The 19,319-nt window shown below is 54.5% G+C and carries 16 protein-coding genes; 4 read left to right on the top strand and 12 right to left on the bottom strand.

The window, feature by feature from the left end; genetic code table 11:
- Nucleotides 1-4: 4 nt before the first annotated feature.
- Complete coding sequence (locus tag WG929_RS10355; RefSeq protein WP_416205959.1) at nt 5-1,177, bottom strand: acyl-CoA dehydrogenase family protein; 1,173 nt, start codon at nt 1,175-1,177, stop codon at nt 5-7.
- A 423-nt stretch (nt 1,178-1,600) separates the two neighbouring features.
- Between WG929_RS10355 and WG929_RS10350 the strand changes: the two genes are divergently transcribed.
- Nucleotides 1,601-4,339, top strand: a complete 2,739-nt coding sequence (locus WG929_RS10350; RefSeq protein WP_416205958.1) for a winged helix-turn-helix domain-containing protein — start codon at nt 1,601-1,603, stop codon at nt 4,337-4,339.
- A gap of 276 nt (nt 4,340-4,615) precedes the next feature.
- Here WG929_RS10350 and WG929_RS10345 read toward each other — a convergent pair whose 3' ends face one another.
- From WG929_RS10345 to WG929_RS10310, 8 genes are all read right to left on the bottom strand, one after another.
- Nucleotides 4,616-5,512, bottom strand: coding sequence for a LysR family transcriptional regulator (locus tag WG929_RS10345; protein ID WP_369855876.1), 897 nt, complete (start codon nt 5,510-5,512; stop codon nt 4,616-4,618).
- A gap of 116 nt (nt 5,513-5,628) precedes the next feature.
- Nucleotides 5,629-6,918, bottom strand: coding sequence for an amidase (locus tag WG929_RS10340; protein WP_369855877.1), 1,290 nt, complete (start codon nt 6,916-6,918; stop codon nt 5,629-5,631).
- Between the two features lie 290 nt (nt 6,919-7,208).
- On the bottom strand, nt 7,209-8,309 hold the full coding sequence (locus tag WG929_RS10335) for a malate dehydrogenase (protein ID WP_369855878.1): 1,101 nt from the start codon (nt 8,307-8,309) through the stop codon (nt 7,209-7,211).
- 469 nt (nt 8,310-8,778) lie between these two features.
- Complete coding sequence (locus WG929_RS10330; protein ID WP_369855879.1) at nt 8,779-9,798, bottom strand: heme-dependent oxidative N-demethylase family protein; 1,020 nt, start codon at nt 9,796-9,798, stop codon at nt 8,779-8,781.
- Nucleotides 9,799-9,916: 118 nt separating this feature from the next.
- Complete coding sequence (locus WG929_RS10325; protein WP_369855880.1) at nt 9,917-10,888, bottom strand: PDR/VanB family oxidoreductase; 972 nt, start codon at nt 10,886-10,888, stop codon at nt 9,917-9,919.
- Nucleotides 10,888-11,436, bottom strand: coding sequence for a dimethylamine monooxygenase subunit DmmA family protein (locus WG929_RS10320; protein ID WP_369855881.1), 549 nt, complete (start codon nt 11,434-11,436; stop codon nt 10,888-10,890). The genes WG929_RS10325 and WG929_RS10320 overlap by 1 nt, the downstream gene beginning before the upstream one ends.
- 90 nt (nt 11,437-11,526) lie before the next feature.
- Nucleotides 11,527-11,880: a cupin domain-containing protein gene (locus WG929_RS10315; RefSeq protein ID WP_369855882.1), complete on the bottom strand. Its 354-nt coding sequence runs from the start codon at nt 11,878-11,880 to the stop codon at nt 11,527-11,529.
- Nucleotides 11,881-11,929: 49 nt separating this feature from the next.
- The gene (locus tag WG929_RS10310; RefSeq protein WP_369855883.1) at nt 11,930-14,287 is read right to left on the bottom strand and encodes a DUF1989 domain-containing protein; all 2,358 of its coding nucleotides are present in this window, start codon (nt 14,285-14,287) and stop codon (nt 11,930-11,932) included.
- 357 nt (nt 14,288-14,644) lie between these two features.
- On the opposite strand from WG929_RS10310, the gene WG929_RS10305 reads away from it, so the two are divergent.
- The 3 genes from WG929_RS10305 to WG929_RS10295 are packed head-to-tail and all read left to right on the top strand — an operon-like array spanning nt 14,645 to nt 17,435.
- On the top strand, nt 14,645-15,889 hold the full coding sequence (locus WG929_RS10305; protein WP_369855884.1) for a sensor histidine kinase: 1,245 nt from the start codon (nt 14,645-14,647) through the stop codon (nt 15,887-15,889).
- Entirely contained in the window at nt 15,886-16,638 is a 753-nt protein-coding gene (locus WG929_RS10300; RefSeq protein ID WP_369855885.1) for a response regulator, read from the top strand. The genes WG929_RS10305 and WG929_RS10300 overlap by 4 nt, the downstream gene beginning before the upstream one ends.
- Nucleotides 16,635-17,435, top strand: coding sequence for a PAS domain-containing protein (locus tag WG929_RS10295; protein WP_369855886.1), 801 nt, complete (start codon nt 16,635-16,637; stop codon nt 17,433-17,435). Before WG929_RS10300 ends, WG929_RS10295 begins: the two co-directional genes overlap by 4 nt.
- A gap of 17 nt (nt 17,436-17,452) precedes the next feature.
- Here the strand turns inward: WG929_RS10295 and WG929_RS10290 are convergent, their stop codons facing one another.
- The 3 genes from WG929_RS10290 to WG929_RS10280 are packed head-to-tail and all read right to left on the bottom strand — an operon-like array spanning nt 17,453 to nt 19,176.
- Nucleotides 17,453-17,608 (bottom strand): hypothetical protein, encoded by a 156-nt coding sequence (locus tag WG929_RS10290; protein WP_369855887.1) that lies wholly within the window; start codon nt 17,606-17,608, stop codon nt 17,453-17,455.
- Between the two features lie 38 nt (nt 17,609-17,646).
- Nucleotides 17,647-18,138, bottom strand: coding sequence for a LabA-like NYN domain-containing protein (locus tag WG929_RS10285; RefSeq protein WP_369855888.1), 492 nt, complete (start codon nt 18,136-18,138; stop codon nt 17,647-17,649).
- Between the two features lie 33 nt (nt 18,139-18,171).
- Nucleotides 18,172-19,176: an AraC family transcriptional regulator N-terminal domain-containing protein gene (locus tag WG929_RS10280; protein ID WP_369855889.1), complete on the bottom strand. Its 1,005-nt coding sequence runs from the start codon at nt 19,174-19,176 to the stop codon at nt 18,172-18,174.
- Nucleotides 19,177-19,319 lie beyond the last annotated feature (143 nt).

The following is a 19,319-nucleotide window of genomic DNA, read 5'->3' as shown; positions in this document are numbered from 1 at the left end:
AGGCTTAGAACAAATCAGGATCGATCATGTTAAAACCTGCTTTCAGAGCAAGAATGTCGTTACAACCATCTTCAATCATGGAGGCGCGAGCATCACGGAGGATCTTTTCGATCTGGTACTCTTTGGTAAGACCATTGCCTCCGAACACCTGCAAAGCCTCGCTGGCCACTTCGAAAGCGGTCTGAGTGGCCGTAATCTTGGCCGCCATGGCAGACTGGAGGGAGGGGATTTCTGCTGTGTGATTATGCAAAGCGACACGCTGTGCCAACGCCCGTGAGGCCTCAACCTTGCGATACATATGGAACAGCCGGGCAGCAACAGCCTGATGACGAATAATCGGAACGCCACCCTGCTTGCGTTGATGCGCATACTCAAAAGCCAATTCGTAAGCAGCACGGGCAGCACCCGTCCAGACACACGCCATTTGACTGTTTGCTTCGGCGTGAATGAGATACACCGCCCGCTGATAATCTTCAGGACCCGCGACGAGATAATCGGTAGTCAATTCAACGTTATCGAAATACACCTCACCCTGAGGCAGTGCACGCTGCCCAATTTTGTCCAGCGGCTTGCCGCGGGTAACACCAGGCGCATCCATCGGCACCAGAATACAGACACCATGCTGGGTATCAGCACCATCGCCGGTATCGGCAGAACAGAACAAAACACACACTTCGGCCGTTGGTGCGTTGGATACCCAAGCCGCTTTCTGACCATTAACAACAACCTTGTCACCGCGAATGGTCGCCACACAGTTGGGGCGTCCATAATTTCCCTGGGCATGAAATGCCTGGCGACTGATATCCAGAGAATCACTACCGTGATCCGGTTCGGTAATAGCCCAACAACCACGTAAAGTGTCGGGAAAACGTTCAATAAGGAAAGTCCGGTTAAATACCAATGCCATCAAGGGTGGCAACGAACAGGCACCATAGATAATAGAAAGGCCGCCATCTCCCCAGCCCATTTCTTCCATAACAATCGGGAACAGACGGCCACGTTCTTCCGGCGACAAATCCATGAAAGTTTTTGGGGTTATTTCCAGTTTCTTGAGCTCTTCCAGATAGGTCCAGTACGGCGAGCCAGGAGCAATCACCTCATCTGGCGTCATTTTATCGAGGGCGATACCAATAGGACGCATCACTTTTTCAGCGAATGAGTGAACCATGTCCTGCATTGTGCTTTCTAGTTCACTCAACTGCCGGTCTGCACCCGTTGGAGCGAGTTTGACATGTGGTTTTTCAGACCAATTGAATGGCGGATGATCTGGGCGACCGCTATCAACAGAGTCAGTAGATGCTGATTTCATAATCATAGAATTCCAAAAGGCTTTTATTTTATTTTCATCAATAGCCACGGGATCAGATCGTCGAACCCGGCACAGGGCCAAACCGCAATCGATGCAATGACCAGCGTTGTAATCATTTTTAAACGCCTGATCATCATTGAACAATCACGGAAAACCGTGATATTCAATTAAAGAGGCAATCTGCTAGTATTCAAAAACTGCCAAAGAGCAGCTCTCAATAATAAAAATAATCAAAGACTGATCTGCGTCTTGAAAAGACATGGAGAACGGTCGAGAAAAGGCAATAGACGCATGAAAATTTCCGACAAGCAGCCAGTATCCTTTCCAGGTTTATTCAAGTTTGGAGCAGTTCCACGTCTCATCATGGGAAAGCTCGGAGCACCATCACAAACCCCGGATGCCATCGTCAGATCGCGATTGATCAATCGGATCAAACAATCAGATAGACGCATCACCATCGTTACTGCACCGGCAGGCTTTGGAAAATCCATCCTGCTTGCACAGCTGCATCAATCCGTCGAAAAGGAAGGTACTCCCACTGGCTGGCTCACCCTTGACGAACGAGATAATGATCTCGGCCGTTTTTTAGTTTATTTAAACCAAGTGGCCTCAAGGCTTCTTCCTTTTGATATTTTACCATCACCAGACATCGGAAACTCCAGCCCTACACAGTATTTCAGCATCAAAAACCATATAGCCTTATTGGTTAATAAACTGACAACCACAAAAAACCCTTTTTATATTTTTATTGATGAGTTTGAACATATCAAGAACCCGGAAGTTATTAAAATAATCCAGGAGCTGATTAATTACCTTCCTATTGATAAAAAAATAATAATAGGTAGCCGAAATACCAAGATTCTACATTTATCATCATTGGAAATAAGCGGTCAATTACTCAGTCTGGATGAATCAGACCTGCGCTTTGATCAGCCAGAGGCATTGGCACTATTCAACAGACAGCAAAAGCCTCAACTCACAGAATCCGATATAGAAATCGTGATAGCCAGAACACAGGGCTGGGCCGCAGGTATCAGACTGGTACTGCTTTCCATGAAAGACCAGGATAAACCAACTAACTGGCTGGAGAACCTCTCTGGCAGCAGCGATCACATTGCAAGGTATCTGGCTGAAAATGTTCTGTCCCAACTCTCTGATAACGCTAGAAACTTCCTGATTTCCACCAGCATCCTCGAACAGTTGAACAGTAATCTTTGTAACTTCTTGCTGGATCAGACAGACAGCCAGGAGCTTTTAACCTATTTTGAACAGAACAACCTTTTTATTTCCAGAATCAGCCAACCACTAGAACCAGGAGTTATCTCCTATAAATACCATGCCTTGTTCCGGGACTTCCTGTTCAATGAACTAAAAGCCCGACAACCAGAGAACATTCCCACATTGAACCACAAGGTCGCCAACTGGTATTTCAGCCGCAATCGCTTACGACCCGCAGTTGAGCATGCCCTGCAATCCGATGACATGACACTGGCCGCGACCATGATGAACAAGTGCATTATGGGTCTGATTGGCGTAGCACAAATGGATACCGCAGCCACTTGGGTGAACAGAATCCCGACCAAGCTGGCAGAAAACCAGATCAACATCCAACGCGCCAAAGCCTACGCCATGATCTCATTGCATAAATACCATGAGGCGGAAGCGGCCCTAGCAAGATACCAGATACTAGAGGAAGCAGAGGGGGGGGACGTTTCTCAGGAGGTGTGTGTACAGCTGGCCCTGCTACATGAGTTCAGCGACCGTCATGACCGCACTGCGGAAGACATCAAAAATTTCAAGAAAACACCAGGAGATGACCCTCTGCTCAGCAGCATTGCCTGCAACATCTCCGCTTACCACCATATATCAAACAGCGAGTTTGAGAGTGCAATTATTTCGCTGGAAACAGCGAAACAGATTTACGAAACCTCAGGCCCGGATCTACAAGCCTGGCCCAAGGTGTATTCCTATTGTTTCGAAGGTTTAATCGAATTTCTGCACGGTAATCTGGAGTCTGCCACAGCGATTTTTGAATTCGGTAGTAAAGAAGCCCAGGGTGCTGCCAAAAGTATCGCGGCCAGTTTTATATCCCGCTCTCAGTATGAGGGCGACAATCTGACCCAGTCCTGTGAACTGATCCAGAAACACATTCCCACCCTGAAAGATACAGGCGACCTCGATACGATTATCATGTCCTATCGAACAGCTGCCCGTTGTGCCCATCTACTCGGAGAACATCAACAAGTCGATGCCCTGCTGTCTGAGCTAGGCAATATCGGAGATCGACGGGGTGTCAACCGAGCCAAAGCGTCAGCTTGGCTAGAGAAGTGTCGGTTCAGCTTACTCAAGGGTGATACAGAATCCGCCAAACGTTACCTGGAGCTTGGCTGTAATAAAAGTATTTGGTCGGTACACAACGGATTTCACTTGTTCGCCAATGAAATTGAAGAGTGCGAACTGGCCGAGCTGCGCATGGAAATTATTACCGGTAACCCGGCAGTGGCTATCGACAGATTGCCTGAGCTGATCGAATTGGCATCCCAAAACAACCGACTATACCGACGCGCACATTTGCAAAATCTTCTGGCTCAGGCTTTCTATCGTTATGGCGACCACGCTCATGCACTACATCATTTCAAAATTACGATCAAATTTTGCGAGCAACATGGTCTGCTACGATTGCTGGCTGATGAACCCTGGTATATCAACAATATGCTGAATGCTTTTGAAACCAGTCTCTGCACGGCCTGGAAGCCTTATATCGACAAGCTTTCCACAGCCATCAGTAAAAATGCCTTGGATGACTCTTACCAAGCAACTCCGTTGATTCTCCCGAATCCTCTAACACCGAGAGAAACCGACTTGATAAAACTCGTCAGTGAAGGCTGCGCCAACAAAGAAATTGCCAGATTGATGACTATCTCGGAAAACACGGTAGAAACCCATCTCAAACGGATTAACCAGAAGCTTGAAACAAGCAATCGAACCCAGGCAGCCACCAAAGCACGCGAACTCGGAGCCATTCAGTAAAAGTAATGCGCTCAATAAAGAGAATGAGCAAGGGCACAGATAAAGAAAAGAAATTCCCACGCGATATATCAATCTACAGTAGCCAGACTTTTGCAGCTTGAACACGTCTTCGCGGTGATAGTCGACCTCACAATGAGACTCTGCAAACAGTGTACCCAGCCCTTTGCTGGCTTGCTGATGCTGGGTAGCATCCATGGCTCCACCGCCACGTACAGTCCTTCAAAATACCAAAGTCGCACCACACTCAAAGTCCCCATATACCAGGCAATCCGGTAATCAACCTCTCTGCCCTAGCGACTCGCCCAGTACATCCACCAATGCCTGGGCGGCCACCGACAGTTCGTGTCCTTTTTTCACCAGAATGCCGACTTCCCGACCGATCGTCGGGTCTTGCAGTGGCACGCACACAGCGCCCATCTCTTCCATTTGCTGACGGCATAGGGACGGTACTGCACTGACCCCCAGTCCGGCGGCCACCATACGTCCGACCGTCGCCAGTTGATGGGCATCGTAGGCGACGTTTAACGCCATATTATGTTCCGCCAGACGATTTTCCAGCATCAGCCGCACAATTGATGGCCGTTGCAGGGCGATAAAGTCTTCCATTAGCAGCCGTGCCCAGGGCAGCTGTGCGGGCATGGTAGCCGAGAGGGTGGAATTCGGCGGCAGTACGGCGACAAATTCGTCGTTGAACAGGGGCATAAAACCCAGATCCGAGGCGCCGTCCGGACTGAGCGAGACGCCCACTTCGATACGGCCGGAACGCACCATACTGACGACCTGTTCGGCCACCACGTCATGCACTTCGACCCGGACATCAGGGAAACGCTGACGATAAACCTTGAGTGCCTGGGGCAACAGGCTGGCGGCAAAAGAGGGCATTGCCGCAATCGCCACCTGGCCCAGCTTGAGGGCAAAACGTTTTTGCAGTTGTTCCTCGGCATTGTCCCAATCGGCCATCAGACGGCGGGCGATGGGGAGTAGCGCCTGCCCTTCCGGGGTTAATGCCACCGATCGGGTGGTACGGCTGAGCAAGCGTCCGCCAAGTGTATCTTCCAAATTTTTGATCGCCAGACTGAGTGCCGGTTGGGACAGGTGCACCTGGGTGCTGGCTTCGGCAAAGCTGAGGGTACGGGCGACAGCCAGAAAGGCACGCAGCTGTTTTGCGGTCATGGGGTATCTCCGACGGAATACCGCCATCATAACCGTCGGAGACGCGCTGTCGCTATCACTCGATAGGCGGACGTCAGCGAGTGGTATCACAACCCGGAAACCCGGTGTACTGCTGGTTATCGAATAATATGCTGTTCAAACCAGGCCGCCAGTCGCAACAACGCATCATCTTCCCTGGCTCGCCCGATCAACTGCAAACCCAGTGGCAATCCATCACGATCGACTTCGCCTGGCAGGGTAATGACCGGCAAGCCCATGGCCTGCCAGGGACGGCTCATATGCGGTGCACCGGTTTTTTCCAGACCTTGTGGTGCAACGCCGGGAGCCGCTGGAGCCAGGATGGCATCAACCTGATCATGTTGCGACCAAAGCCAGTCGCGGGTGGAGTCCGCCGCACTCAGTGAGGTCAGGTAATCTGCACGCGGCATTGTTAAACCATCGTTCATCAACGCCTGTAATGGCTCGCTGAGCAACTCCGGTTGTTGCGATTCGATAACAAGGTTACGGCATACTTCCCACGCCATGATACGGCCATGATGAGTCACCATCTGTTGCAGGCGCGTACCGGCATCGAGCCAGATGACGTCAACACCGGCCTGTTGCAGACGCTCAGCAACCTGTTGCAGTGCCGTATTCATATCGATAGCGGTGTCCCCCACGTTTTCCCCGGCACACAACAGCATACGACGAGGCTTGAGTGCAGGCTGTGGAGCCAGTGCCGACTGCCGTAGCAATACGGCTCGCAGTAACTGGATATCTTCCACCTGGCGGGCAAACAGTCCCAATGAATCCAGCGATTGTGCCAGCGGCTGGCCGCCACGCAACGAGAACTCTCCCCGACTGCCAACATACCCGACCGAGCCACAGTAGGCTGCTGGCCGGATCACTGAGGCAGCGGTCTGGGATCCCAGGGCAACTGGTACCATGGCATCGGCCACGGCGGCGGCGGAACCACTCGATGAGCCACCGGGGGTGCGGGCCAGGTCGTGTGGATTGCGGGTTTTTCCGGGCCGAAAGTAGGCAAATTCCGTCGTCACTGTTTTGCCCAGTACGATGCCACCCGCCGCACGAATCAGGGCAACACAGGTGGCGTCTTCAATGGGTTGCCTGCCCTGATGAATGGGCGAACCCATGGCGGTTGGCATATCGGCGGTATCAATGATGTCTTTGATGCCGACTGGCAGCCCCTTGAGCAGGCTCTGCTGATAAAAGTCCTGTCGCGCTTGATAATTGTGCAGGTAGCCCGTTCGGGACAAACGAACTTGCCAGGCTCCCACGTCGGGTTCGCGGGTTTCGATACGATCGAAGCAGGCATTGATCACGTCGATGGCGCTGCATTCCCCTGCTTCTATGCGGCGTAATGTTGCCGCCAAACCGGCTGAATTCAGGGAATCGGTCTCGTTCATCAATGCTCCACCTCTGGCGTTTAATCAGGTTGGTTGAGCTATGGTACAACGCCAAATAAAAATTATTCAATTGAATATTCAAGTATTTGATCAGATCGATAACTGAAAGATCAGCGGTATGACGGCGGAGTCTCGAATCGGATTAAAGAGTCCGTCAGGAGTGCGGGGCACTGGCCTGCAAGACGTTGTTCAACCACCAATCGTTAACAACCAACCTGTTAACAACCAACCGCTCGTGCACACCAGTGGCATGCACGGTTGGTATCCGGCCCAATCCCTGCGGACAGCCGTTACATTACCCGGTTCATACGCAAGAACTTGAAGCTCTCGCCAGGGCCGGTTTCGTCGGCATAAAGCGTCACACCGGACTTGAGGCAAATGCTCAGGTTGGTATGCGTGGCCTCGGTGTCCTTCGGCAACAGGTGATCAACCCCGGCTCGTTCTTCCAGCAGCTCTGCTTCGGTGGCGACCAGCATGCTTTGCTGGAATTCGTTCAGGTCGATGCCTTGTACTATCTGGTAGCGACCGTAGTCACAACGTACCGGGAAGGAGTAATAGATACCCTTGGCGATGCCATAACTGCCATCGCTGGCGATCCCCATGCTGACGATCTGGCCCGGCTTGGTACCCAGTGCCCAGTCGTGCATATGGTCAACAATGGCCTGGGCCGCAGACGGCGCACTGGAAACGCCACGCTTGTCGAGAATCGCCGCGCCGCGTCGTTGCACGGCGGGCATATAGGTTTCGGTATACCAATCCATCGGAATCACCGGCATGGCCGGGCGACCGTACAGGGTTGACTGATACAGATCCGGGAACTGGGTGGTGCTGTGGTTACCCCAGATAATCACGCCGTCGATGTCTTTCGGGTTCACCCCGGTGTGGTTGGCCAGCAAGCCAACAGCGCGGTTCTGATCCAGACGCGTCAGGGTTGTGAACTGTGACGGGCTCAGTTTGGGGGCGTTACGGGCGGCCACCAGCGCGTTGGTATTGGCCGGGTTGCCGACAATCAGCGCCTTGACATCGCGGTTGGCGAAGTCATTCAGCGCCTTGCCTTGCTTGGCAAAAATGGCAGCATTTTTCTCCAGCAGGTCACTGCGTTCCATCCCCGGACGGCGCGGTGTAGCACCAATCAACAGGGCGTAGTGAACGTTGTTGAAACCTTCTTCGACGTTGTCGTGCAGGGTAATGGTGTGTAACAACGGGAAAGCGCAGTCTTCCAGCTCCATCGCCAGGCCCAGCAAGACTTCCATTGCCTGGGGAATTTCGATCAGTTGCAGGATCACTGGCTGATCCTTGCCGAACATTTCACCGGCGGCAATCTTGAACAATAAATGACTGGCAATACTGCCAGCGGCACCTGTTACGGCAATCCGTATTGGTCTACGCATAAAAAACTCTCCCTTGAGAAAAAATCGGTCGCGCTATCTGGCGCAGCACCAACCAGACTTCGTACGACTTTAGTCCAACGCTATCACGGCTTTATGTCAGTCTGCAGTGGATATTATGGGCCATTGCTATTGCAAATCTGGATGGTTCAGCCTTGCTTACGCAGAACTGACGGGGTATCCGCACCATTCAGACAGGTCGAAAAAACATTCAATCTAGCCTGTATAAAAGCAGATACCTGCTGTTCTTTGGTGGCTGCAGGGCAAGCCAAAGACAGTACCTTGGTAGCAAGGCGCTCAATCGGAGACAAAAAAAAACCCGCCAAAACGGCGGGCAAAACTTGCGGGCTTGAAACACAGGCTGATAATTCGGTTTTTTACGCCGCCAGCAGGCAGCGGGTTTTCAGCACGATTCTTGACTCAGGTCATCTTGTGATCAGGCCATGATGAGCCTTCAAAACATCCCTACCGCTCAATTCGTTGACTCATACTGCGCCAACCACTCCACCAGCATTGGATGAAAGCGCGTGAGACCCTTGTATTCGATCAATGGAGCGGGCAGGTCTTTCATTACACGATGCAGACGTCGTGCCCATTCCGGGTTGGCGCAAAGATCATCAAAACTGGCCAGGTAGGTACGTATACTGAACATCAGCGCATTGGAGCGTGGCATACGATCCATCACCTGAAGTTCGACCCGAAGATGTACCTTTTCACCGATATTGTCGGGGGTTATCGACGCTCTGTCGTTACCCCAACGGGGGTATGTCTCAGGGGAAGTGTCCATACGGGCATTGATGGTTAATGTCCAGTTGAGGCGACGAACCGGACGATTCACCTGAATTGCCGTCAGGTATTTCAGCGCCCGTTCAAAAATGCCCATTTCGTGCGCCATGGGCACCGGGCCGTGCCACTCACTGAAACTCATACCGGCATCAAACGCCAGTGACCAGTCGGCCGGGCAGGTGATGATACCGGCGTCCATAAACAGGTCGCCATCACGCTGATCCAGCAAGGCAATATCACCCTGTACCTGACGGCCAATATATTCCAGCGGCGGCAGGGGTAATGTGCTGCTGTCACCAAAAGTGAAGGTATCTTCAATATTTAACAGCTGGTTGTGCCAGTGCCATTGATCACCGTCTTTACTGAGGCTGAACCAGTCCGGGTAATCCTCGGACAGGGTGGTCATGGCGCGGTCAATCAGATCCCAGCAGGCCAGATCCATATGCGGCATGGCAAGGCAACGCTGCGGGTTTTCGGCCAGCACCAGACCTCGTTCGTGCATTTCCGAAAGGTAATGCTCGTCGATATCAAACAGGTGTTCGTTAATGCTGCCTGGCTTACCCGGCAGGGTATGCGGCTCGATATTCACCGAGTAGCTGTACTGATCCTCCGGGAAGGGGAACGGAAAACGCTGGATGGCGAACTCACTGTTGGCATAGCTGAAGTCGTCCCGGAAGGTTTCGATTTTGGTCGGTGCAATACGCATTACATATCCCTCTTGGTTAGCATTTACCCTACTGGACAAACGCGCCTGTTCTGGTTTGCCAGGGTGCGCCATACGCACCCTGTGGCTCTATCACAGCCCTCGTACTTGGCTGATACACTTAGAGTTCCAGCATCAGGGTTTTGCTTTTCGCCCGTGAGACACACGGCATGATGCAATCGGCTCGCTCAGCGGCACCCAGGTAGTTGTCCCGGTGCTCAACCTCGCCTTCGATCACTTTGGTCTGGCATTGCCCACACACCCCGCCGCGACACATATTGGGAACATCGATTGCGGCGGCTTCGAGCGCTTCGAGCAGGCTTTCTTCGGCACCCACGTCGATGGTCTGGCCACTGTGTTTCAGGGTAACGCGGAACGGCGCACCCGGTTTCGGGGCGGCAAATTCTTCAAAATGAATCAGGCTGGCGGGATAGCCCATTTGGGCGGCGTTTTGCCGTACCCCTTCGATCAGCAGTTCTGGCCCACAGACGTAGACATGGGTGCCTCGGGGTTGCTGCTTCAACAAGGCCGCGAGATCACAGCGTGTCCCTGCATCGGCGTCGTAAGGCACACAGGCGTCACCCAGTGTCTGTTGCAGTTCTTCGGCATAAGCTCCGGTCTGTTTGCCACGAAAGCAGTAATGCAGTTCAAAATCTGCACCCTGGCGCTGCATCTCCGGCAGGTAGGACATAAACGGGGTAATCCCCACGCCACCGGCAATCAGCAGGTGTTTTTTGGCCCGCCAGAGCGGCGCAAACAGGTTGGCTGGCGGAGTAATCTCCAGCACATCGCCGACTTGTACCTGACTGTGCATAAACTCGGAGCCACCACGGGACACCTCTTGCAACCGCACGGCAATTTTGTAGGCGTCGGTGTTGCGCGGATCGCTCAACAACGAGTAGGCATTTTTCCATTTTTTGGCTTTGCCGTTGGCATCGCTACCCGACATCGTCACGACGATGTGGGAACCGGGTGAAAATGGCGGCAAGGCAGCGCCGACAGATTCAAGGGTAAATTCCTTGATGGTCGGTGCCACGGCGGAGACGGCAGCGACCTTGACCTTGAGCGTGTTAACGGAGTGACTGACGGTCATTATTGCACCTCTTCAGGCTGGAAGGTCTGGCTACGATCTTCGGCATTAATGGACACGCCGACATAGGCTCCGTGCAAGCGGGAGAAGTGATCTCGTACCAGTAGCAATTCGCCACAACCGGAGCACCGGTGCGGTGAATGGGTCACGTCCTCGGTCAGCGTGTAACAATGAGTGCAAAACAGCCGCCGCCGATGACTGGCAGGTGCCATTAACTGAATCTGGTCGGGTGCAAAATCCATCCCCAGCAGGGCGTTGCGAATATCCCAAAGAAAGGGTTCGTCACCCGCAACGTACACCGCTGCGGCAACCGGGGCGTCAGCCAGCAACTTGAGGCTGTCGGCCAGATCGTCGCCCACCATTACCCAGAGTACGATATGCCCCGGTCGGGCAATGGCCACACACTCTTCGTGCATCTGTTTCAGGCCGGTCTGGTCTTCGTTCTGGGCAATAAAAATCTGCCACTGCTTGCCACTGAGCAAGGTCAGCGGCCGATATTCCGGGCGACTTTTGATGCGCTCGTCAATTTCAATCGATTCAGTCAGGGTCATCGCTGGCTCCAGGGTTCGTTCACATGCTCCCGTCAACCGGCGTTAACCGGTTGCGGGGTCACTGGCGAAGGCGATCGTGTCAGTCCTTGATCAGCCTTCACCTTCGCGGCGCTGGCCACAGAAGAAACCAATGCCGTAACTGGGCGAATTAAAGGTGATGACACTGCCTTTCTCGAAATAGAACACGTCGCCAACCTTCGCTTCAACGCTGTAGCCAGTTTCATCGGTGATAACCATTTCGCCTTCGACGATGATTTTCATTTCGTGATAGGTGTATTCGTACACCAGTGGGGCATCGGATTTTTCCATGCGGAAGAAGCCGCCGACGATGGTTTTATCTTCATCTTTGGAAACCGTGACGTCACCCAGCCAAGCATTGCTGCCTGGACGATTCATGCTGGGTTGTGGTTCTTTGATGGCTTGCGAAAAATGGGTCATTGGCATGGGTATATCCTCAGGTTATTGGTTGTTCTGTGCTGCAAGTATGGGCAGCTCAGGAGCGCACTCGGGTGCGTTCCGGGTCATAAAACGGTGTGGTCGTGACGGTCGCCGGAAGGCGCTTTTGCACCCCGTCGAGCTGGCCAACTTCCAGTGCCGTGCCTGGGCTTGCGGCGTCTGGGGCCACCCGGCACAGCGCAATCTGTTGTTTCAGCAAGGGCGAGAAGGTCGCGCTGGTGACGACGCCAACCGGGAAGCGACCTCCTCCGGCCAGCGGAAAAAACACCTCATCGCCATGGCTGACGGTTTGAGTGCTGTTGATGATAAGTCCGACCAGTTTCTGGCGGCTTTCCGGGGCTTGGCGGGCCAGTGCGGCGCGACCAATAAAGTCGTCGTCCTTGGTTTTCATCGGTACGGTAAAACCGATCCCGGCTTCGTAGGGGCTGGTTTGCGGACAGAACTCGTAACCGGCAAAGATAAGCCCGGCTTCAATGCGCAACATATCCAGTGCCAGCAATCCCATCGGGGCAATATCAAACGCTTGTCCAGCATCCCAGATGGCATCCCAGATGGCCGGGGCATCGTCCGGGTGAGTCCAGACTTCAAAGCCCAGCTCGCCGGTATAACCGGTACGCGATACCATCACCGGTTGTCCGCTGGGGCCACCCAAACGACCGATGGTGAAGTGGAACCAGGCCAGTTCTGCCACGTCCGGCTGGTGCTCGGGTGTCCAGATCAGCTGGCCAAGCAGCTCACGGCTGTTAGGCCCTTGTACGGCGACGTTGTGTATTTGGCGAGTGGATTCCTGTACCCGCACTTCAAACTGATGCTCACTGGCCAGCTGTTTCAGCCAGGTGCAGACAAAGGAATCACCGGTAATCAGGCGGAAAGACTGCGGCCCCATGCGAAACAGGGTGCCATCGTCGATCATGCCACCGGTAACATGACACAGCGCGGTATAGGTGATTTCGCCGACGGCCAGGCGACGGACATTACGGGTCAGCGCCAGCTGTAACAGTCGTTCGGCATCCGGGCCAACCACTTCAAACTTGCGTAATGGCGTCAGGTCGATCATCGCTACCCGCTCGCGACAGGCAAGGTATTCGGCCGTGGCACCCCAGCCTGAAAATTCATCTGCCAGCCAGAAACCCTTGTACTCACTGAAGTGACTGGTCAGGGCGGAGGTACGGCTATGGAAACCGGTTTGCTGGGTCATGCGTGGAAGCTCCTCGGGAATATCCCGCCAGGCGACGGATCGTGGAAAAGACTGCTCGGCATCGTAAACCCGGACGTGTATCGCGGTCGGGCACCAGCCGTTGGCTGAATCAATATCGTCAGGACAGGCGGAACTGAGACACAACAGATCGCGCTGGGCACGCATCAAGACGTAATCACCCGGACGCGACCAGGGTTCGTCTCCGGTCACTGCCCCACAGTCGCTGATGGCGGTGTTAAAAAAGAAATTGATCGCTGGCCAGCCAGCGCGAGGTGGAATATTCCAGTCGCACAGCTGGTTGTTGAAATTAGCGGTACAGCTGATATGACCAAAGTAGCCAGCGTCTTCATAAAAACGGGGCGTACAGGCCATCAGAAAACTGTCGTGACGGCCGACGGTGTCTTGCACCACTTCCAGCATCGCTGCCATATTCTGATCATAAAAACGCGAATGCAGACCCGGCGTTGGCAGGCTATGGCCCATCATGGTGCGGGTCGCCGCTGCGTCCAGAGTGGCTATCTCTTGGGGGGATATATCACCACGTCTGGACGCTTCTACGGCGTTCAGGTCAAAGGCGATAAAGTCGGAGCACTGCTTGCCCTCGACATCCATCACCTGAATCCATTGTCCGGCCTTGACGGTATAGGCGCGGGCGCTGCTATGGGGGATATGCAAATCCAGTACAGGCGGTGCCAGCGGTTCGGGCAGGTTATCGGCGAAACGCGCACTGCGGTGGCCAATGTCCACCTCCCCCGGCGCTATCTGGCTATCCACGGCCATCGCCTCGGCGGGAGCCACAATCACCAGCGTCTGCTCTTGTCGGGCAATCAGCGTGCACTCCGCCATGATCGCCGCAGCCGGAATCGCCAATGCCTCCGTCAGATGTCCGGCAACCTGCCAGTGCTGTAACTGCTGGCATGACAAACGCGAACGACGGTCACTCTGTTCCAGCAAATTCAGCGTGCCGCTGGCCACACCGGGGATCAGCGACAGGGCATTATTCTCAAGCTCCAGCGCAGGGGCTAGCACGGCATCGCAGCGGATAATCTCGACGCCCTGCAGGGCGTCACTGCCCGTCAGCGTCAAGTGATCACCTGGCCGTAACAGCAACCGCAAAACCTCCTGGCCACATAGCCGGTAACGCCGACAATGGACTGGAATCCGGGATTCAGACTGTGGTTGCAAAGCAAACGCCATAACAACTCCTGCTGGCTCGCGCTGTTCTGTGCGTCACCCCAGTGCAATTCTCCGAGACGGGAGTCACTCTGGTGCATATTCGCCGACCGACAAACGCAAAGCCTGGTTAACAAATGGTGGAAACAGATGACTTGTGGCTGTTTCCCTTCGGTTAAAAATATTTACTCAAGGGATTGTTCTCCTCAATACTCAGGAAGGGATACTCACTTGAGAATATTCCTCTCAAAGGCAAGGGAATTGGCCAAAAAAACAACAAAAAAGAGGAACTGGCACAGCATCTGCTACCTGTCATGCCCAAAGGTCTTAACTGGTCGGCGACCACCCTCGCTTCCAGGGCCATAAACGGAGGGAAATTCGATGACAGTAATGCAATCGAATGGCATAACCCGGCCAGTCGCTGGCCGACTGCAGCGCCTGCTGGAATGGCTAATATCGACGCCACCAAACCGATACAGCCGATCCCGGGCGGTCGCAGATAATGCTCAGGTCGTCATGCAGCGATTATTGCCGGATCTGGCCTGTGATATCGCCAGCTGCCAACACCCGGCAACCGATCTGGTACCGCTGTTGGCTCCAGTACAGTCCTGGCTACAACAACAGTTCAAATCGACCCGTGCCAGCGCGCATGACGGCGTCCTGAAAACCTTATGGCTGCCCGACATCAAAGGCGCAGGCTATCGCTGTATCGCTCTATCCAGCCTCACGGAAACGGGTACGGGTACGGGTAACGATCCGGCCCATCAACCACTGCCCGCTGGCAGCTGGATGCAACCACTGGCACTGAGTCAGGGTTGTGGCTGGTTACTGGTAAACGGACAACCACTCAAGGCCCACGATCAAGAACAGCTCGAACAGTGCCTGACACTATTCACTGCCGTACTGCGACGTGGCCTCAACGGCTGGTATCAACAGCAGCAACGACTGCAACAAGCATTGCAGGAAGAGCGCCAATGGCACGCCGCCGAGTTACACGATTCGGTGGCCCAGGTACTCGGGTATCTGCGTATGAGCAGTGCCCGGCTGGCCAAGCGCTGTGATAACAACGCAGAATTGGCGCCGCTGTTACCAGATGTCCTTGATCTCTCCGAACAGTGCCTGTTTGCCTACCGTCAAACCCGCGAACTGATTGCCACCTCACGCCTGTCGACTCTGGCCAGTGAACTGGGCAGCGGACTCAATCAGCTGGTTGAGGAATTTGAAGAACGCTCGGCACTGGTGTTTGAGCTGGACAATCGCTGCGAAAACCTGCCAATCGACGATCATCAGGCTACCCAGTTGCTCTACATTGTGCGGGAATCGGTGTGTAATCTGGTGCGTCATGCCCATGCCAGCCACGCCCGTATTCGTCTCTGCCGCGAGGCCGACGATCAGCTGGTCTGCGACATTGAAGATAACGGCCGAGGTATACAGGCAACCGCCAACAGCGGCAGCTTCGGGCTGCAAATCATGCAAGAACGGGCACAACGTATTGGCGCCAGACTGACCATTGGCCCACGCCAGCCCAGCGGCACCCGCGTCCGACTGCAGTTGCCGTTAGTCTCTTCACCCGCAACCGTCCGGCACGACAGCCCGGCAGCCACTCATCCGGGGGGAAAACCATGACCTTGTCATCCAACATAACGCCCAACAGCACACACGGCCATCCATCCATACCAGCAACACCGGCCCGCGTCGTGGTGGTCGATGATCACCCGCTGTTTCGCCGGGGAGTGGTGCAGCTGCTGAACGATAGCGAACACTTCAGCGTCGCCGCCGACCTCGAACATGGTGGTGATTTGTTAGCGACACTGGAGCAGCATCAGCCGCATCTGGTGTTACTCGACCTGAATATGCCGGAAATCAGCGGCCTTGATCTGCTGCGCCAGATTCGTCAGCAGGAACTGGACATCAAAGTGGTGGTGATTACCGCTTCCGAGCACGACAGCGACCTGTTTGAAGCTCTCAGCAGCGGCGCTAATGGCTACCTGATGAAAGACACCGCGCCCGACGACATGCTGGCCCAGCTGGATGGTGTATTGTCTGGTGAGGTGGCCCTCAACAATCACAGCGTGACCCTGTTGGCCCAGGCGTTCCGGCAACCCGGCCTGAGTGATCATAGCGCCAGCCACCCGCTAGCCGAATCGGAGCCCAGCTTGCCCGGCGGCATCGACCTGACCGCTCGCGAACGCCAGACCCTGACTCTGATTGCCCAAGGCTTGAACAACAAACTGATTGCCCGCGAACTGGGCATCAGTGATGGTACGGTCAAGGTCTACGTCAAAAGCCTGCTGCGCAAACTGAATTTGCATTCACGGCTGGAACTGGCCGCCTGGGTACACCAGCACCCCGATGCCGTGAGCCTGAGTCTTTGAGTTGGTTACGCCGCAAGCCCCGGCAGCCTTCAACCCAGCTAGCAGCGGCTGACCTGCAACACCTGCTCGACAGCCTGAGTGATGCGGTCTTACAGCTTGATCGCCAGGGACGACTGACCTATGCCAACCAGGCCTGGCATCGTCTGACCGGCCATACTCTCGACGCCAGTATCGGCCGACCATTGGCAGACTTTCTGCACCCGCAGGATCGCTCCGGCTGGCTTCAGCAACTCAATGGCAACGTCACCGACGGCCAATCCCCTGAGCCACTCCAACTGCGATTGGCCAGTCATGAGCATCCCCTGGTCTGGTGTGAGCTGCGCCTGCAAACGCTGGATAAGCAATATCTCTCCGCCACCCTCTGCGATATCACCCGTCAGGTTCAGACCGACCAGCAAAACAAGGCCACCCAACGTGGTCTGAATGCCCTGATGTCGCGGCTACCGGCCATGATTTATCGCTCCCGCAACGACCGCGACTGGACGATGGAATACGTCAGCGAAGGCTGCCTGGCACTGACCGGCTATAGCGCCGACGACCTGGTCAGAATGACCCACAAAAGTTACGGCAAACTGATACACCCGGCCGACGCCGACTATGTATGGCAACAAGTACAGGAGGCACTGGCGCAGCATCGCAGCTTCGAACTCAACTATCGGCTGTTTCATACCAATGGCCAGATGCACCATGTCACAGAGAAAGGCTGCGGCGTTTACAGTAGCAACGGCAATGTGCTGGCGGTGGAAGGCGTTATTTTTGCGCGGGTAGACTGGAGAGCACAGGTGAAATCGGCCTGATCGGCCTGATGAATGCGCTACCAGCCTTCCCATCCCGTGAAATCATCTGAGCATGAGCCTGTATGGTTTGCCCGTTTGCGAGCGAACAGGCTACTGGCGTGTTGTTCGGACTCAATCAGCACCCGGCTGACATCCGGATTGACCCACAGGCTGCCGGTATAGCTGGCCAGCATGGAAACTCGCCGCTCCGTACCGTTTAAAACCGAACCGGTTAACCCAACAACAAGTCCCCATCAATCGGGAAATACTCGCTGGCAGCGTTAATCAACGCAGCCGCCGTCAGTTTGGCTACGCCATACACTTCCACCCGCTTACCCTCACCGACCCTCAGTTTATTGGCCAGTAAATCAAAATCGCCATCACCAGAGACCAGCACCACCACGTCTGCCTGCTGACCAAATTCCAGCGCATCAATGGTAATACCCACATCCCAGTCGCCCTTGGCGGAGCCATCGGCACGCTGAATAAAAGGTTTTAACCGCACATCGAAACCAATCGCCCGCAGGATATTCTGGAATTCCCGCTGTTTCTGATCACCACGGTCGGTGGCATAGGCAACGGCTTTGACAAGGTCACGCCCTTCTGTGGCTTGTGCCCAGAAGCGGTTGTAGTCGAAGTTGCGTTTAAAGGCACTGCGAGTGGTGTAATAGACATTTTGTACGTCGACAAAAATGGCGACCTTTTCAGGGGTAGCAGCAGTCATAACGGGATTCCGAAGCAAGAAACTCCGATCAAATCACACCCGGCTCTCAATCGCTATTTCCGAGCGCATTACTGCCTTGTCTTTCCCCGGTGGGGCGCCGAATAATTTGCGGTAGTCACGGCTGAATTGCGATGGGCTTTCGTAACCGACCTGATAGCCAACGCTGGCCACTTCGTGCTCGGTAAGCAGTAATCGCCGGGCTTCTTGCAAGCGTATCTGTTTTTGGAACTGTACCGGCGTGAGCTGGGTAATCGCCTTGAAATGGCGGTGAAACGAGGCGGCACTCATGCTGGCCATCGCGGCCAGATCGGCCACTTTGAAGGCTTGCTGAAAATGGGTACGTATCCAGGCCGTGACCCGACCAATACGGGCAGTATCGCTGTCTTCCAGGCCTGTTTGCAGCAGCGCAGCGCCCATCGGTGAACGTAATAATCGCCAACAAATTTCCCGTCGGATCAGCGGTTCAAGAATATCGAGGTGTTGCGGTTGATCCAGCAAGTACAGCAGGCGCATCAGCGGATCGTACAGGTCGGCGGGGATCTCACCCGTCGATAACGCCGGTTGTCTGGTGGTACCAGACATAGCGCTGGCAAGCGCAGTGACCGGCGTTACAGCAGTCTGAATGTCCGGGTGTTGCAGCAGCAATTCCGACACCATCGCCGGGTCGATGGCCAAACTGAACGCCACGTAGGGCTGCTGGCTGCTGGCGTCGACAATACGGGAGTTCACCGGCACATTCACCGACGCAAACAGGCATTGGCCACGCTGATAGTGAAACCGGGAGTCGCTCAGTTCACTGATCTTGCTGCCTTGCAGCACCACACAAAATGAGGTCGGGTAAATCGCCCGAATAGTGCCGCTGGGCTCGGTGGCGAGGGTCAGCCGCAAGCCATCAATGGCATTGTTATGGCCATGGGTATGCCACTGCCGTTCTGCCAACACTCGCAGTTGGTCGAGCGCCGTATCCTGTCGGTCATCAACAGCAGCACCTGTCGGTTCTGGCCGTTTGAATGGTATCACCCCGGATTGTGTACTCATATTGATGCTCTCCCGTTCGTTCTGCTACAGCGGCCACCAGTCTCTAACCGTCTCTCACCAGCACCGACTATCACCTGGAACCACCTTACTCTGACGTCCGTCAAAAAGAAGGCCCCGGCAAACAGTTTGACAGGATCAGGCAA

It is taken from the genome of Oceanobacter antarcticus (assembly GCF_044962685.1).
GTDB lineage: Bacteria > Pseudomonadota > Gammaproteobacteria > Pseudomonadales > Oceanobacteraceae > Oceanobacter > Oceanobacter antarcticus.
The sequence above is the reverse complement of the archived record's forward strand: the minus strand, read 5'-3'. Positions and strand labels throughout refer to the sequence as shown.

Coding starts and splice junctions, on each gene's coding strand:
- WG929_RS10355 (WP_416205959.1), bottom strand. CDS start 1,177: ATGCAGGACATGGTTCACTCATTCGCTGAAAAAGTGATGCGTCCTATT.
- WG929_RS10350 (WP_416205958.1), top strand. CDS start 1,601: ATGAAAATTTCCGACAAGCAGCCAGTATCCTTTCCAGGTTTATTCAAG.
- WG929_RS10345 (WP_369855876.1), bottom strand. CDS start 5,512: ATGACCGCAAAACAGCTGCGTGCCTTTCTGGCTGTCGCCCGTACCCTC.
- WG929_RS10340 (WP_369855877.1), bottom strand. CDS start 6,918: ATGAACGAGACCGATTCCCTGAATTCAGCCGGTTTGGCGGCAACATTA.
- WG929_RS10335 (WP_369855878.1), bottom strand. CDS start 8,309: ATGCGTAGACCAATACGGATTGCCGTAACAGGTGCCGCTGGCAGTATT.
- WG929_RS10330 (WP_369855879.1), bottom strand. CDS start 9,798: ATGCGTATTGCACCGACCAAAATCGAAACCTTCCGGGACGACTTCAGC.
- WG929_RS10325 (WP_369855880.1), bottom strand. CDS start 10,888: ATGACCGTCAGTCACTCCGTTAACACGCTCAAGGTCAAGGTCGCTGCC.
- WG929_RS10320 (WP_369855881.1), bottom strand. CDS start 11,436: ATGACCCTGACTGAATCGATTGAAATTGACGAGCGCATCAAAAGTCGC.
- WG929_RS10315 (WP_369855882.1), bottom strand. CDS start 11,880: ATGCCAATGACCCATTTTTCGCAAGCCATCAAAGAACCACAACCCAGC.
- WG929_RS10310 (WP_369855883.1), bottom strand. CDS start 14,287: ATGGCGTTTGCTTTGCAACCACAGTCTGAATCCCGGATTCCAGTCCAT.
- WG929_RS10305 (WP_369855884.1), top strand. CDS start 14,645: ATGACAGTAATGCAATCGAATGGCATAACCCGGCCAGTCGCTGGCCGA.
- WG929_RS10300 (WP_369855885.1), top strand. CDS start 15,886: ATGACCTTGTCATCCAACATAACGCCCAACAGCACACACGGCCATCCA.
- WG929_RS10290 (WP_369855887.1), bottom strand. CDS start 17,608: ATGCTGGCCAGCTATACCGGCAGCCTGTGGGTCAATCCGGATGTCAGC.
- WG929_RS10285 (WP_369855888.1), bottom strand. CDS start 18,138: ATGACTGCTGCTACCCCTGAAAAGGTCGCCATTTTTGTCGACGTACAA.
- WG929_RS10280 (WP_369855889.1), bottom strand. CDS start 19,176: ATGAGTACACAATCCGGGGTGATACCATTCAAACGGCCAGAACCGACA.